15 protein-coding genes and 1 tRNA gene are annotated in these 15,295 nt (G+C 64.2%); 4 read left to right on the top strand and 12 right to left on the bottom strand.

The features are described 5' to 3' along the window. Positions 1-9 precede the first annotated feature (9 nt). Positions 10-1,224, bottom strand: a complete 1,215-nt coding sequence (locus tag ACO06O_RS18325; protein ID WP_420419013.1) for an argininosuccinate synthase — start codon at positions 1,222-1,224, stop codon at positions 10-12. A 193-nt stretch (positions 1,225-1,417) separates the two neighbouring features. Between ACO06O_RS18325 and ACO06O_RS18320 the strand changes: the two genes are divergently transcribed. Continuing rightward, positions 1,418-3,268 carry an ATP-binding protein gene (locus ACO06O_RS18320; protein WP_421883103.1) on the top strand — a complete coding sequence of 617 codons (1,851 nt, stop codon included), beginning with the start codon at positions 1,418-1,420 and terminating at the stop codon, positions 3,266-3,268. Here the strand turns inward: ACO06O_RS18320 and ACO06O_RS18315 are convergent. Together ACO06O_RS18315 and ACO06O_RS18310 are read right to left on the bottom strand one after the other, a co-directional pair. Beyond that, positions 3,262-3,789, bottom strand: a complete 528-nt coding sequence (locus ACO06O_RS18315; RefSeq protein ID WP_421883101.1) for a hypothetical protein — start codon at positions 3,787-3,789, stop codon at positions 3,262-3,264. The two genes, ACO06O_RS18320 and ACO06O_RS18315, sit on opposite strands and share 7 nt — an antisense overlap. Beyond that, on the bottom strand, positions 3,783-3,947 hold the full coding sequence (locus tag ACO06O_RS18310) for a hypothetical protein (protein ID WP_421883097.1): 165 nt from the start codon (positions 3,945-3,947) through the stop codon (positions 3,783-3,785). The genes ACO06O_RS18315 and ACO06O_RS18310 overlap by 7 nt, the downstream gene beginning before the upstream one ends. Before the next feature lie 249 nt (positions 3,948-4,196). Between ACO06O_RS18310 and betC the strand changes: the two genes are divergently transcribed. Further along, entirely contained in the window at positions 4,197-5,750 is a 1,554-nt protein-coding gene (gene betC, locus ACO06O_RS18305; protein ID WP_421883094.1) for a choline-sulfatase, read from the top strand. A gap of 48 nt (positions 5,751-5,798) precedes the next feature. Here betC and ACO06O_RS18300 read toward each other — a convergent pair whose 3' ends face one another. The 9 genes from ACO06O_RS18300 to ACO06O_RS18260 all read right to left on the bottom strand — a co-directional run bounded on the left by ACO06O_RS18300 (position 5,799) and on the right by ACO06O_RS18260 (position 14,531). Beyond that, positions 5,799-7,298, bottom strand: coding sequence for a cobyric acid synthase (locus ACO06O_RS18300; protein ID WP_421883091.1), 1,500 nt, complete (start codon positions 7,296-7,298; stop codon positions 5,799-5,801). 20 nt (positions 7,299-7,318) lie between these two features. Next, positions 7,319-8,008, bottom strand: a complete 690-nt coding sequence (locus tag ACO06O_RS18295; protein ID WP_421883088.1) for a lipid-binding SYLF domain-containing protein — start codon at positions 8,006-8,008, stop codon at positions 7,319-7,321. A 50-nt stretch (positions 8,009-8,058) separates the two neighbouring features. Then, positions 8,059-8,682: a cob(I)yrinic acid a,c-diamide adenosyltransferase gene (gene cobO, locus ACO06O_RS18290; protein ID WP_420419006.1), complete on the bottom strand. Its 624-nt coding sequence runs from the start codon at positions 8,680-8,682 to the stop codon at positions 8,059-8,061. A gap of 138 nt (positions 8,683-8,820) precedes the next feature. Continuing rightward, positions 8,821-9,189 carry a lipopolysaccharide assembly protein LapA domain-containing protein gene (locus tag ACO06O_RS18285; protein ID WP_421883085.1) on the bottom strand — a complete coding sequence of 123 codons (369 nt, stop codon included), beginning with the start codon at positions 9,187-9,189 and terminating at the stop codon, positions 8,821-8,823. Between the two features lie 37 nt (positions 9,190-9,226). Continuing rightward, positions 9,227-9,508, bottom strand: a complete 282-nt coding sequence (gene ihfB / locus ACO06O_RS18280) for an integration host factor subunit beta (RefSeq protein ID WP_420419004.1) — start codon at positions 9,506-9,508, stop codon at positions 9,227-9,229. A 264-nt stretch (positions 9,509-9,772) separates the two neighbouring features. Next, the gene (gene rpsA / locus ACO06O_RS18275) at positions 9,773-11,461 is read right to left on the bottom strand and encodes a 30S ribosomal protein S1 (RefSeq protein WP_421883082.1); all 1,689 of its coding nucleotides are present in this window, start codon (positions 11,459-11,461) and stop codon (positions 9,773-9,775) included. 237 nt (positions 11,462-11,698) lie between these two features. Further along, positions 11,699-12,400, bottom strand: coding sequence for a (d)CMP kinase (cmk, locus tag ACO06O_RS18270; protein WP_421883079.1), 702 nt, complete (start codon positions 12,398-12,400; stop codon positions 11,699-11,701). Positions 12,401-12,420: 20 nt separating this feature from the next. Continuing rightward, complete coding sequence (aroA, locus tag ACO06O_RS18265) at positions 12,421-13,758, bottom strand: 3-phosphoshikimate 1-carboxyvinyltransferase (RefSeq protein ID WP_421883076.1); 1,338 nt, start codon at positions 13,756-13,758, stop codon at positions 12,421-12,423. A 155-nt stretch (positions 13,759-13,913) separates the two neighbouring features. Continuing rightward, positions 13,914-14,531: a hypothetical protein gene (locus ACO06O_RS18260; protein WP_421883074.1), complete on the bottom strand. Its 618-nt coding sequence runs from the start codon at positions 14,529-14,531 to the stop codon at positions 13,914-13,916. A gap of 205 nt (positions 14,532-14,736) precedes the next feature. Here ACO06O_RS18260 and ACO06O_RS18255 point away from each other — a divergent pair, with 205 nt between their 5' ends. Beyond that, complete coding sequence (locus tag ACO06O_RS18255; RefSeq protein WP_421883070.1) at positions 14,737-15,081, top strand: TIGR02300 family protein; 345 nt, start codon at positions 14,737-14,739, stop codon at positions 15,079-15,081. A 98-nt stretch (positions 15,082-15,179) separates the two neighbouring features. Beyond that, positions 15,180-15,255, top strand: a tRNA-Ala gene (locus ACO06O_RS18250). Positions 15,256-15,295: the final 40 nt, after the last annotated feature.

The following is a 15,295-nucleotide window of genomic DNA, read 5'->3' as shown; positions in this document are numbered from 1 at the left end:
AGGCTTTCCTTACCGTCCCAGCAACCGACCGCGCAGGCGCAAGCGCAGCGCATTCAGCTTGATGAAGCCTTCGGCGTCGCGCTGATCGTAGACGCTGTCTTCCTCGAAAGTGACGATGTCGGCGTCATACAGGCTCTTCGGCGCGCTGCGGCCGGTGACGATGACATTGCCCTTGTACAGTTTCGCGGTGACGCGCCCGGTGACGGCCTGGCTGGCGTGGTCGATCGCGGCCTGCAGCATTTCGCGTTCCGGCGAGAACCAGAAGCCGTTATAGACCAGCTCCGCATAACGCGGCATCAACTCGTCCTTCAGATGCATGGCGCCCCGGTCCAGGGTCAGGCTTTCGACCGCGCGGCGCATAGCGAAAAGGATCGTGCCGCCGGGCGTTTCGTAAACGCCGCGCGACTTCATGCCGATGAAGCGGTTTTCGACGATGTCGATACAGCCGACACCGTGCTTGCCGCCCAGCTCGTTCAGCTTGGTCAGCAGGTCGGCGGGGCTCAGCGTCTGATCGTTGACCGCGACCGGGTCGCCGTTGACGAAGTCGATGACGATCTCTTCTGCCTTATCGGGCGCGCTTTCCGGCGTGACCATGCGGCTGAGGATCAGGTCCATATCCGCCGGCTGGGCCGGATCTTCCAGAATTTTGCCTTCGGACGAGATGTGCATCAGGTTGGCGTCTTGCGAGAAGGGCGCCTCGCCGCGCTTGTCCTTCGGCACCGGGATCTGATGCTTTTCGGCATAGTCGATCAGCTTGGTACGCGACGTCAGGTCCCATTCGCGCCAGGGGGCGATGATCTTGATATCCGGCTTCAGCGCGTAATAGCCCAGTTCGAACCGAACCTGGTCGTTGCCCTTGCCGGTCGCGCCATGGGCGACGGCGTCGGCGCCGGTCATCTCGGCGATCTCGATCTGGCGTTTGGCGATCAGCGGACGCGCGATGGAGGTGCCCAGCAGGTAAGTGCCTTCATACAGCGCGTTGGCGCGGAACATCGGGAAGACATAGTCGCGCGTGAATTCCTCGCGCAGGTCGTCGATGAAGATCTCCTTGATCCCCATCATTTCGGCCTTCTTGCGCGCCGGTTCCAGCTCTTCGCCCTGACCCAGATCGGCGGTGAAGGTCACAACCTCGCATTTGTAGGTATCTTGCAGCCAGCGTAGGATGACCGACGTGTCCAGACCGCCGGAATAGGCCAATACGACTTTCTTTACGGATTTGGTCATCTAGAACGTTCCCTATGCTGACGCGGTGTGATACGGGCACGGCTGGGTCGGGCCGCAGCCAACCGGCGCGACCCGACACGGCGTTCTAGTGGGACGGCGCGACCTTGGCAAGTGGACCGGTCGCTATATGGAAGGACTTCATGGCTGAGGCCGAGGTTGTGACGTGAGCGAGAACGAGGGCAGGTCCGGAAACATGCCGAATGTGACGGCGGCGTCCCGGAGACTGACGGTTCGGGTTGTCGTTGCGCTGTCGCTGATCGCCGCACTGGCGACCGCCGAATTCGTGATTTCCAAGCTGATTGTCGATTCTCAAAGCGCCTATGCCCGATTGATCAATATCAGCGGGCGGCAGCGAATGTTGAGCCAACGAACCGCCGGCCTGGCGGCGGAAGCCTCGCGCGAAGTGACCCTTTATGGTGCCGCGACCGACGAGACGCGGGCCGATCTGCGGGCGGCGATCGACCTGATGCGCCAGTCCCATCGCGCCCTGACGATGGGTGACCCCGGGGCGGAACTGCCCCCGCCCGACGACGCCCTGACCGACCATTATTTCAATGGCGCGCAATCCCTGGACCTCCGCATCCGCGACTTCCTGGATACTGCGGAACGGGTCGAGCGCGATACCAAGACCGGCATCGCCTCGCCCGCGGATTTGGACCATCTGTCGCGGGAGGCGCGGCAGCCGCTGTTGCAGGGGCTGGATAACGCCGTCCTGTTGTATCAGCAGGCAGCCGAGAATTCGCAGACGATACTAAGCCGGATCACGGTCGGCCTCTGGCTGGCGATGCTTGTTTGTGTGGTCCTGATCGGCGCGCTGGTTCTGTGGCCGGCGATACTGTTCGTGCGGAGCAACCTTCTGCGCGCCGAGGAGGGCCGTGTCGTCGCGGAACGGGCGAATTTTGCCAAAACTCAGTTCCTGTCCAGTATGAGCCATGAAATTCGTACGCCGATGAACGGCATTATCGGCATGGCGGATTTGCTGGCGGCGGAACCGTTGGAGCCGACCCAGAAACGCTATGCCGAAATTGTTCGTCGGTCGGCCCGGTCGCTGCTGTCGATCCTCAACGACATCCTGGATGTCAGCAAGATGGAGGCGGATCAGCTTGTCCTGGAACAGGTGCCGTTCAACCTGTCGCGCCTGATCGGGGAAGCGGCGGAGGTCTTCGGCAGCGATTGTTCCGAGAAAGGTCTGGATTTGACCCTGGAACTGGAGCCGGAGCTGGATGCCGGCGTTCTGGGCGATCCGACGCGCCTGCGCCAGGTGCTGACAAATCTTATCAGCAACGCGTTGAAATTCACCAAAGAGGGTGGCGTTACCGTCCGCGCCTTCCGGCGGGAGGTGTCGGACACGTCCTGGCAGGTACGTATCGAGGTCGAGGATACCGGTATCGGGTTCGAGCCCCATATGGCGGAATACCTGTTCGAGGCGTTCACACAGGAAGATCAGACCACGACGCGCCGCTTCGGCGGCACTGGGCTGGGCCTCGCCATCGTCCGGCGTATTGTCACCGCGATGGGCGGTGAGGTGCGCGCCGACGGCCGCCCCGGCGTAGGGGCGACCTTCCGCATCGATATCCCGCTGGAAACCAGTGCCGAAATTCGTGCCGGTGTCGCGCAGGAGCCGGATGAGGCGGCGGCGCCAACCCAGGAATCGGACTGGACCGCGGCCCGCATTCTGGTCGCCGAAGACAATGAAACCAATCGGGAGCTAATCGGGACGTTGCTGTCGGCGTTGGGCTGCGGGGCGGTCGACTTCGCGGAGGACGGCGTGATCGCGGTGCGGATGGCTGCCGATACGAAGTTCGACGTGATCCTGATGGATTCACAGATGCCCAACATGGACGGGATCGAAGCGGTTCGGACCATTCGTGCGACGGCAGGACCCAATACCGATACCATGATCGTCGCCTTGACCGCGGATGCGCTGGACCGTGCGCGAGAGCGCTATCTGGCGCATGGCTTCGACGACTATCTGGCCAAACCGATCATGCCGCATTCCTTGTATGAAGTGCTGAGTCGCGCGCTGGAACCGCCGGGTCAGTGAAGGACTGGGCTTTCCGTGCCGGCAGGGCTGCAATGCGCGGGGCCGCGCAGTTCCGGCAGGTCCCAATCGCGCATCGGCAGGATCAGCCCGGCCCGCTCCAGACAGGCCGCCCAAACGGACAGCGGCGCCTGAACCGCGCGGGCCGTCGCCGCAGGGGCCAGTGCATCCATCACCGGCCGCGCGGCGGGTGCCGCCCCGGCTTGGTAACAGGACAGCAGATGCAGGATGCGGCGTTCGTCCTCGGACAGGGTCGCCGCGCAGGGGAAGCCGACGGACAGTTTGCGATGGCCGCCAATGCGGAAAGCCCACAAAGTGCCGTCGATGGAGGGCATGGCGTCGGGAACGCCGGCCTTTTCATAGGCTATGGACAGGATGTTTCGGTGAGACCCGTCCGGCGTAACCGACTGAGTCCAAAGGCGTAGGGTCCAGACCGCAAGCCGTTCGGCGAACTTAAGGTCGTCGAAACGGACCGCGTGGTACAGCGCGTCGATCGGTCCGGGTCCCGCCATTCGGATCAGCATTCCGCCACGCCCTCCATCGTTCCGTGTGCCCCATGGCGCCGCGACAGGCGGCGTCCACGCAGCAGAAACAGGCTGTCGGCCCAACCGCAGGTCGGACCGCGCGGCGCATCCGATTTCGGGCATCCGGTGCAGCATCCGGAACTAGGGGCCTGTGTCATTGTCGTCTCCTTCCAGGACGGTCGATTTTCGCCGCCGTCCCAGTGTTAATAACGCGATTGCGAATCATTCTCAATATTAAAATTGAGGCATTTTCGGGCCTGTCATCCATCGCGTGATTGGGCGCCATCGACACCGTTTATGAAGGCCCGGAATTTCGCGGTTTCCAGCGGTTTTCCGCTTGCGGCGGCGCGCATTCGCTGTCACAGGGCAAGGGAGGTTCGCAATCGATCCAAGGGGGAGATCACGTCATGGGCGCACGCAACATTCTTATTGTCATGGCCGATCAACTGACGCCGTTCATGGTCGGCTGTTACGGCAACGGCGCGGTGAAGACCCCGCATATGGACCGGCTGGCGTCGGAAGGCGTGCGTTATGACGCCGCCTATACGAACAGCCCGCTGTGCACTCCGGGGCGCTACGCCTTCATGACGGGTCAGTATATCTCGCGCTTCGGTGGCTGGGATAATGCCGCCTATCTGCCGTCGACGGTGCCGACCTTCGCGCATTACCTGCGCATGATGGGGTATCGCACCGGCCTGGCCGGAAAGATGCATTTCGTCGGCGCGGACCAATTGCACGGTTTTGAGGAACGCCATACGACCGACGTCTATCCGGCGGATTTCGGCTGGGTCCCGGACTGGCGGCAGCCGGATGAACGGATCGATCTTTGGTATCACAACATGTCGTCCGTCATTCAGTCCGGCCCGGCGGCGATCACCAATCAGCTTGAATATGATGACGAGGTCGGTGCGGCGAGCTTGCGGGCGATCTATGACGCGGCGCGGACGCAGGACGGCCGGCCCTTCTGTCTGGTCGCCAGCTTCATCCATCCGCACGATCCCTATGCCGCGCGGCCCAGCTTCTGGAATCTGTACGAAGACACGGACATCCCGCTGCCGACGGTCCCGCGCCCGGCGCGCGCCGATAACGATCCGCACAGCCTGCGCCTGGAGAAGGTTTCCGCGATCGACGCCGTCGATTTCGGCCCGGAGGACATCAAGCGGACCCGCCGCGCCTATATGGCCAATGTCTCCTATGTCGACCATTGGCTGGGGCGCTTGCGCGACGCGTTGGACGAATGCGGCCTGGCCGACGACACGGCGATCCTGCTGGTCGCGGATCACGGCGACATGCTGGGTGAGCGCGGCCTGTGGTACAAGATGAGCTTCTTCGAATGGTCCTGCCGGATTCCGATGGTGCTGCATGTACCGGGCCGGACGCCGGCGGGCATGGTGGTCCGCGAACCGGTCAGCCAGGTCGACGTGACCCCGACCTTGCTGCAACTGGCCGCCGAGGGGACCGGCGCGGCGATTCCGGAACCGGTCGATCCGCTGGACGGCGAAAGCCTGTTGAACTTCGCCGACGGCAAGACCGATCGGAACCGGACCGTGGCGGAATACACCGCCGAAGGCACCGGCCAGCCGATGCTGCTGCTGCGCGAAGGGACCTGGAAGTACACCTGCTGCCCCGGCGATCCGGAACAGTTGTTCGATCTGGCCAGTGATCCGAACGAAGTGACCAACCGCGCGGCCGACCCGAATCAAGCGGACCGCATGGCGATGTTCCGGGGCTGGGCCAAGGAACACTGGGACCCGTCAGAAATCTACGACCGGGTGCTGGACAGCCAGAAGCGCCGCCGCGTCCTGTCCGGCGCGCTGCGGATCGGCAAGCATCATGGCTGGGATTGGCAGCCCAAGCGGGACGCGACCGAGGAATATTCGCGCAGCCATATGGACCTGACCGAACACGATGTCGCGTCGCGCTATCCCCGGCCGGTTCCGTTCGAGCCGCGCTGGAAATAGCGGGACGGCGCCGGGGATCCGGGCCGCTCATCGGATTGGGTATAAGGGTCAGGGCGCGGTTCGGCCCTTGGCGATGAAAAGCATGCGGTCCAGGTCGCAATGGCGCTCCAGGTGATCGGCCAATCGGTCCAGCGTCTTCTCGACGGTGGCCTCATAGACCGCGCCGCTCTCGCGGCCCTGCCGGAAGCCCGCCAGATAGGCCGACCGGAACGCGTCGGAGGCGAAGATGCCGTGCAGATAGCATCCGGCGACCTGGCCGCCGGCGGCAATGGCGCCGTCCGGACGGCCGTCGATTTCCACCGCCGGTCTGTCGCAGCCAGGGCCTGTGGTGCGCCCCATATGCATCTCATACCCCGCGATCGCCTGACCGGTCGCAAGGTCGCGGCCCGCTGCCTCGACCAGCTTTTTCGGGCCCTGCAGCACCGTTTCGACATCCAGGAGCGACAGGCCGTCCACGGTTCCCGGCGGCCCCTCGATCCCTTCCGGGTCCGAGATCTTGCGGCCCAGCATCTGGTAGCCCGCGCAGAGCCCCAGCACCCGGCCGCCGCGCCGAAGATGGCCCAGAAGGTCGATATCCCAGCCGTTGCGCCGGAAATCCTCCAGATCGGCGATGGTCGCCTTCGACCCGGGCAGTAGGACCAGATCCGCGTCGCCGGGCAGGGGTTTTCCGCCAGGTACGATTTCCACCGTGACATCCGGTTCGCCGCGCAACGGATCCAGATCGTCGAAATTGGCGATGCGCGACAGGCGGGGAACGACGATCTTGATCGGCCTCTCGCCGGTCCCGGCCGTTGCGATGGCGCCCCGGTCCATGGCCACGGCATCTTCCGCCGGCAGCAGGACCGCCTCGACGAACCAGGGCAGGACGCCCAGGCAATCCAGGCCGGTGCGCGACCCAATGGCGGCGATCCCATCGTCGAACAGTGAAACGTCGCCCCGGAACTTGTTGATCAGATAGCCGCGTATCCGGTCGCGTTCGGCGTCGTCCAGTACCGCATGGGTGCCGACGACGCTGGCGATCACCCCGCCCCGGTCGATATCCGCAATCAGGATGACCGGCAGATCGGCCGCCTCGGCAAATCCCATATTGGCAATGTCGCCCGCCCGCAGATTGATTTCAGCCGGGCTGCCCGCCCCTTCGACCAGGACCAGATCGGCCCGTTCGGCCAGGCGCGAAAAGCTTTCCAGCGCCTTGGGCAGCAAGGTCTGCTTCAGGCCGTAATAATCGCGCGCCTTGGCGGTGCCGAAAACCTTGCCCTGGACGATGATCTGCGACCCCATATCGGTCTGGGGCTTCAGCAGGATCGGGTTCATGTCGACATCCGGCGCCAGGCCGCAGGCGCGGGCCTGCAGGGCCTGGGCCCGGCCGATCTCGCCGCCGTCCGGGGTGACGGCGGCGTTGTTCGACATGTTCTGGGGTTTGAACGGCGCGACCCGCAATCCGCGCCGTGTGAAAGCCCGCGCCAGACCCGCGACCAGCAGGCTCTTGCCGACATCGGAGCCGGTCCCCTGGAACATGATCGCGGGGGCATTTGGCGCGACCGTCATCCCGACGGGCTCCCTTCGGCCTATTGCGAGACCAGGCTCTTCAACGTGGCGCGCAGCGAATCCGCGTGCGGATTGCCAGCCTTGCCCTCCAGGACGACGGCATGCGGCGACACGGTTTGCCCGTAATAGGACCGGATGTAGCTGCCGCGCGGCACCAGGGCGGTGCCTTCGATATTCACGCCGACAAAGGCGCCCTTTGAGATCGAATAGGCGATGATGTCGGCATCCAGATTGGTCGTCGTCGACGCCTCGGCGCTGCTGCCATAGGGGCCGATCGCGCCGCTCAACTCGCCGCCGATCTGAACCTGATCGTCCAGGATCGCCTGCAATCCGCGTCCGGTCATGATGATCAGCAGCAATTCGGAAGTCTGGCCGCCGATCTGCAGCCCGATGGAGGCGGAGCCGACCGAAACGAAGGACGGATAGCTCCATTCATTGTTTTGGGCGCGGGCCATCAGAACGCCCGAACCGCCTTCGCCGCCGATGATGAAGCCGCCTTTCAACAGGGTCGGTACGACGACCACGCCCTTGGCCCGGCGCAGATAGGTGCGGATGTAATCCTTGAATTCGGGATGGTCCCACATCCGCTTCACGGTGAATTCGGCGTCGTTGACCAGTTGTTCGGCGTCCAGCTTGTCCGCGCGGGCGGTGCCGTAGGGCAGGGCTGTCGCCAGGGCGAGCACGAGGGTTAACGCAGCGATGATACGCATAGGGTCGCTTCCTTTCGGTTCCGGCGCGCGGCTGCCCGTCCGGGCGCGGCTTAGAATTCAATTCCGATCTGCGCCTTCACACCGGCGCGGAACGGATGTTTCACCTGGGTCATTTCGGTCACTAGGTCGGCCGCCTCGATCAGTTCCTCTTTGGCGTTCCGGCCGGTCACCACGACGTGCAGCATCTCCCGTTTGCCCGTCAGCGTCGCCATGACGTCCTCAAGGTCCAGATAGTCGTAACGCAGGACGATGTTCATCTCGTCCAGGATGACCATGTCGAAACTCGGGTCCGCCATGGCCTCCTTCGCGAAATCCCATGCCGCTTGCGCGGCCGCGATGTCGCGGGCGCGGTCCTGGGTATCCCAGGTGAATCCTTCGCCCATCGCCTTCATGACGCATAAATCAGGAAAATGTTTCAAAACTTCGCGCTCGCCCGTGTTCCAGACGCCTTTGACGAACTGGACGATGCAGACCTTCTTGCCGTTACCGACGGCACGCGCGGCCAGGCCCATGGCGGCCGTGGTCTTGCCCTTGCCCTTGCCGGTATGGACGATCAGCAGGCCCTTCTCGATTGTCTTGTCGGCCAGCATCTTGTCCCGCGCGGCCTTCTTCTTCGCCATTTTCTCGGCGTGGCGGCGGTTGATCTCTTCTTCGGTCATCCCGTCGGTTTTCATCGCTTCGACACCTTAGCACCCATTATCCCGGACAGGGCGGAGAGTGCCGCCGATTCGTCGGCAACGCCAGCCGGATCAACCCTATCCGGGTAGTGAAGGGGATGAATGAGGCGATTTCGGGACGGGGGAGGCTGCCCGTCACTCCGCCGCCAGGACCGGGTGGTCGGCGGGCTTCTGCAGGGCCGCTTCCTGGCGTTCCTTGGCTTTGGCCGCCTCCTCCTCGCGCTTGATGCGCGCGGCGGTCATTTCCATCTGGCGCAGGCGGAACTCGGCGTTCCGGACGCGTCGGCGCAACCGGCCGGCGCCCAGGAAGGCGGAGATTGCGCCGATGGCGAATCCGATCAGCAGGACGACGAAGACCAGCAGAACCACCGGCACCGCGACCACGGTTTCGAAGGGGTAGAGGCCCAGGGACACGGGCTCCGTATTGGCGACGGCAAAAGCGACCGACACGATGATGATCGGCAGGCCGATCACAATTCCAAGAATTTTCGCTATTGCGCGCATGGGGTCCCTCCGAGGCTTGCCGCCGACGGTACCCAGCTTACTGCGAGTCGTTCAACCGCTCACGCAATTGTTTGCCGGTCTTGAAGAACGGAACGGATTTGGCGTCGACATCCACCGCTTCGCCGGTGCGCGGGTTGCGACCGGTCCGGGCGTCGCGGTCCTTGACGGAAAAGGCACCGAACCCGCGAAGCTCCACACGGTCTCCCCGGGACAGGGCGTTCGTGACCTCTTCAAATACCGTCGCCACAACCCGTTCGACGTCGCGCTGGAACAGTCCGCGATTCTGCGCGATACGGGCGATCAAGTCGGATCGCGTCATTCGGATGTCTCCCGCCGTTTCATATGCGCGCCGCCCCCGGAACCGGTTGTTTCTTCTCTGGCGCGACTCTCAACCCTTGCAGACCCTGCCAAAGGCCTGATTTCCCTTCAAGGACAAAGACTTGTCCAAAACCTGCCAAGTCATTGTTTTGCCCGCGTTCGCGCCTCCGGCCGCGCCGGAAGGGTGACGCTGCGGGTCTCGAAAAGCGAAGGGCCGGCCCGCTTGCGCAGGGCCGGCCCGACGTTTTCCGTCAGACGGGGACGATTATTCGTCGCCCGACTGCTCTTCCTTCTTCTTCAGCGCGGCGCCCAGGATATCGCCCAGGGACGCACCGGAGTCAGAGGAGCCATAGTTGGCCATGGCCTCTTTCTCTTCCGCCGTTTCGAAGGCCTTGATCGACAGGGTCAGCTTGCGGCTGGACTTGTCGATGGCGGTGATCTTCGCATCGACCTTCTCGCCTTCGGCGAAGCGGTCCGGGCGCTGTTCCGAACGATCGCGGCTCAGCTCCGCCTTGCGGATGAAGCCCGGCAGCGAGTCCTTCACCGTCACTTCGATGCCGTTGTCCTGCACCTTGGTGACCGTGCAGGTCACGACGTCGCCCTTGCGGACGCCGTCCATGGCTTCTTCGAACGGATCGCTTTCCAGCTGCTTGATGCCCAGCGAGACGCGTTCCTTCTCGACGTCGACGTCGAGAACCTTCGCCTTGACCCGGTCACCCTTGTTGTAGCCGGCCAGCGCCTCTTCCGGGGCGGTGTGCCAGTCGATGTCCGACATGTGGACCATGCCGTCGATCTCTTCGGTCAGGCCGACGAACATACCGAATTCGGTGATGTTCTTGATCTCGCCTTCGATCTCGGCGCCCACCGGATACTTCTCGGTGAAGGTATCCCACGGGTTTTCCTGGCACTGTTTGATGCCAAGCGAGATGCGGCGCTTGTTCGGGTCGACGTCCAGGACCATGACTTCGACTTCCTGAGAGGTCGAGACGATCTTGCCGGGGTGGACGTTCTTCTTGGTCCAGGACATTTCCGACACGTGGACCAGGCCTTCGATACCGGCTTCCAGTTCGACGAACGCACCGTAGTCGGTGATGTTCGTGACGCGGCCCGTGAAGGACGCGCTGACCGGGTATTTGGCTTCGACGCCTTCCCACGGATCCGCAAGCAGCTGCTTCATGCCCAGCGAGATGCGCTGGGTTTCGCTGTTGAAGCGGATGACCTGAACATTGACCGTCTGACCGATCGACAGTTCTTCCGACGGGTGGTTGATGCGGCGCCAGGAGATATCCGTGACGTGCAGCAGACCGTCGACACCGCCCAGGTCAACGAACGCACCGTAATCGGTGATGTTCTTGACGACGCCTTCCAGAACCTGGCCTTCCTTGAGGTTTTCGACCAGTTCGGCGCGCTGTTCGGCGCGGGTCTCTTCCAGGACGGCGCGGCGGGACACGACGATGTTGCCGCGGCTGCGGTCCATCTTCAGGATCTGGAACGGCTGCGGCGTGTTCATCAGCGGCGTGATGTCGCGGACCGGGCGGATATCCACCTGGCTGCCCGGCAGGAACGCGACGGCGCCGTTCAGGTCGACCGTGAAGCCGCCCTTGACGCGGCCGAAGATCACACCGTTGACGCGCTCGCTGTTGTTGAACTGCTCTTCCAGCTTGATCCAGCTTTCTTCGCGGCGGGCCTTCTCACGGCTCAGCATCGCCTCGCCGTTCTTGTCTTCCATCCGCTCGACATAGACCTCGACGGTGTCGCCGACGGCGATTTCGGCCGGCTGACCCGGGGCGGCGAATTCCTTCACCGGCACGCGGCCTTCAGCCTTCAGCCCGACATCGATCAGCGCCATGTCGTTGTCTACGGAGATCACGATCCCCTTAACTACCGTACCTTCGAGCGAGTCGCGCTCGCCCAGGGATTCTTCCAAAAGCTCGGCAAAGCTCTCTTTTGCCATGATTCAGTTGTTCCTTTCAGTCTGGTTCGGTTTTCCGGCCGTCCGGTTGTCTCCGGCGGTCTCGCCCCAAAAAGAAAACGGCCCGCCGCGCGCTTAGGGCTTATCGCGCGGCAGCCGGCACATCGTTACTGTCTGTCGCCCTTCTTGTTCCGCCAGGGTCCGCGGCATCAGCCACGGCCGAGTATCGGGGGGCGCTCCCTGTGCTCTTGCAATCGGTACTCTCGTGTCCTGAAGGTGTTAGAAGAGTTCGGGATCGCCCGAATCTTCCGCCAACACATCCAACGCCTCCTGCACCTTGCCGCCCACGATCTTGAGGGCTTCGGCGAAGGCCTGTTCCACATCCAAGGCCGAGGTGTCGAGCACCGTGGCGTCGGCGGCGGGTTTCAGCGGGGCGCTCGCGCGGTTCGTGTCGCGGGCATCCCGGGCTTTGAGTTCCTCCAAAACGCGGGGGTATATACTGGTCTCGCCCCGATTGAGCAACTCTTTGTGGCGTCGGTCGGCCCGGACTTCCACGTCCGCGGTTACGAACAGCTTCGCCGTCGCCTCCGGACAGATCACGGTTCCGATGTCGCGGCCGTCCAATACGGCGCCCTTTTTTCCTTCCGGCGGCATGGCGGCGAAGCTGCGCTGAAACTCCAGAAGCGCCTGCCGCACGCCGTCGATCGCGGCCACTTTCGACGCCGCCGAGGCCGCGTCGTCGCCGCTCAGCGCCGGGTCGTCCAGTTCGGTCGTGTCCAGGGCGCGGGCCGCGGCCTCCGCCGCTTCCTCGTCCTCCGGGTCGCCGCCGGTCCGCACGACCTTCAAGCCCACGGCACGGTACAGCTTGCCGGTATCCAGATAGGCGAAATCGAAATGCGTCGCCAGCCGCCGCGCCAGCGTGCCCTTGCCGCTGGCCGCCGGCCCGTCGACCGCGATAATGGGAAGGGTGGGCTGGTTCATGATGGCGTCTCCGCTTCTGCTTACTGCGCGCCGATGCCGCGCATCAGTTCCAGGAAGTTCGGGAAGCTGGTGCGGATCGGGGCGGCGTCGTCGACGGTCACGGGCTTTTTCGTCACCAGGCTCAGGACGTAGAAGCTCATGGCGATGCGGTGGTCCAGATGGGTCGCGACCGGGGCACCGCCGACAATATCGCCCGGCCGGCCCTCGACGATCATCCAATCCGGTCCATCCTCGACCGTGACGCCGTTGGCGATCAGGCCGTCCTTCATGGCGGCGATGCGGTCGCATTCCTTGACCCGCAGTTCGCCGACGCCGCGCATCACCGTGCGGCCCTCGGCGCAGGCGGCAGCGACGCTCAGCACCGGATATTCGTCGATCATGCTGGCGGCGCGTTCCGGCGGCACCTCGATGCCCTTCAGCGCCGAATGCCGGACGGTCAGGTCGGCCACCGGCTCGCCGCCCGCGATGCGTTCGTTCGATATCTCGATATCGCCGCCCATGTCGCGCAGGGTGGCGATCAGGCCGGTGCGGGTCGGGTTCATGCCGATATTGGGCATCTGGACCTCCGATCCCGGCACGATCAGCGCCGCGACCATCGGGAAGGCGGCGGAGGACGGGTCGGCCGGAACCAGGATGTCCGCCGCCGTCAGTTCCGGCTCGCCCAGGACGGCGATGCGCGCCCCGCCGCCCGCGATTGCCTCGCGCGTCACGGTGCCGCCGAAATGGGTCAGCATGCGTTCGGTATGGTCGCGCGTGTCGACGGATTCGATCACCGCCGTCTCGCCCCGCGACATCAGCCCGGCCAGCAGGACGGCGGATTTCACCTGGGCCGACGGGACCGGCAATTCATAAGTAATAGGCAGGACCGGTTCGGCGCCTTCGATCATCAGCGGCAGGCGTCCGCCCTCGCGACATTCGATCCGCGCACCCATGGCGCAGAGCGGGTCGGTCACCCGCTTCATCGGGCGGGAGCGCAGTGAGGCGTCGCCGGTCATGAAACAGCGGATCGGATGCCCGGCCAGGATGCCCAGCAACAGCCGCGCCGCGGTGCCGGAATTGCCCATGTCCAGAACATCGGCCGGTTCGGCCAGCCCGCCCAGGCCGACGCCGGACACGCGCCAGGTGCCGGCGGGGTCGCGCTCGACCGACGCGCCCAATTGGCGCAGGGCCGCGGCGGTGGCCAGAACGTCTTCGCCTTCCAGCAGACCCGTGATCCGGGTTTCCCCGACCGCCAGCCCGCCCAGCATCACCGACCGGTGGGAAATCGACTTGTCCCCCGGCACCCGGGCGATGCCCGAAAGCGGGCCCTCGGCGCGGGCGGAAATCGGCTCGGCGGCGGCAGTGGCGGAAGCGCTCATAGGGCAGGGCCTCGAGTCGGTAAGGTTGCGGACAGGCATCCGGCATGGAACGCCGCCGGGCGAGCGGCTTTTAGCACGCGCTCCCCGGTGTGAAAATCCGCTCTATGGCTTAAACCGCTGGAGGAAATCGTCCCGCCGCGACGGGGCGGGCCGGGTTAGGCAAAATTTGCCGCCCGGCGGCCCGGAGGCGGGTCGAAGCGGCTCTGGACAGACCCACGCTCGGCGTCGCGGGATTGTGCCTGCGTCGCGCTTTGTTCCTGGGCGTTGATCAGGACGGTCATGGCGGCGGGGCCCATGCTGATCCCGGTACCCGGCGCACCGCCGATGGCAAACCCGGCGGCGGAAGGGGAACTGGCGGCGCCGGCCTGACCGAATTGCTGGGCTTGGACGCCGCTCTGATTGGTCGCGATGCCGGCGGCATTGTCCTTGGTCAGGGACGAGGCCGCCATGCGCTCCTGAATTTCCTGCTGGATCATTTGTTCGATCGACGCGCGGTCGCCGGTCTCCATCCCGGCAAGATCTGCCTCCGACAGTCCCATCGAAGCGAGAATCTCCTCGCGCATCTCCTCCAGCTTCTGGGCGCGCACTTCCTCCGCCCATTTGGAGAAGCCGATTTCCTTGATGCGCTGAACCGCCGCGACATTGGGCGGCAGGCCTTCATTCACGGAGGCGGTGTCGTGGGTTTCCGCCGATTTGCCCGCGGCTTTCTTGCCATAGGCCGCGTTGCCCATGGCGGCCGCGCCGCCGAACAATGATGATACCGCGTCAAACATCCGCGGATCCTCCCGTAAGAATTGCGTCGCCGAAGCGAAAGCAATTCCCGTGCCGGTCGCAGATTCCGGGGCCGCGTTCGAAATAGCTTTTGACAGCGCGACTTGAATTTGGCAAAGGCGCGCGCCATGGGTCTTTTACGGCCCGATCGATGAATTCCGGAACCGGTCACTCGGACCGGTTCCAACCCCGAAGGAGGACGACGGCGTGGCGAAACCTGAATGGGGCTTCAAACGCACCTGTCTTAGCTGCGGCGCGAAGTTCTACGACCTGCAGAAGACTCCGATCGTTTGCCCGTCCTGTGAGGCGGCTTTCGATCCCGAAGCGGCGACCAAGCTGAAGCGCGGCCGCCAGCAGATCGCGGACGAAAAGGCCAAGAAGGAAGCCGAGAAGAAGGCTGCCAGCAAAGAGGACGAAGACGATCTGGATTCGGATCTGGACGACGATCTGGTCGATGACGACGATGACGGCGTCCTGGAAGACACGTCCGACCTGGACGACGACGATGTGCCTGTCGTCGGCGGTAAGGGCGAAGACGACGACGATTCCTGATCCGGGATCGGAAAATCACTTGCGGGACCGCGCGCGGTGTGTATAACGCATGCCGCCGCGCCGGACAGGGGCCAACCCCGACCGGCCGCGTCCCAAAAGGGGCCATAGCTCAGCTGGGAGAGCGCTACACTGGCAGTGTAGAGGTCAGGAGTTCGATCCTCCTTGGCTCCACCATCGAAACCCCTCGGGAAACCGGGGGGTTTCGTCGTTTCGG

The organism is Pacificispira sp., from assembly GCF_965228185.1.
Lineage (GTDB): Bacteria > Pseudomonadota > Alphaproteobacteria > UBA8366 > Aestuariispiraceae > Pacificispira.
The sequence above is the reverse complement of the archived record's forward strand: the minus strand, read 5'-3'. Positions and strand labels throughout refer to the sequence as shown.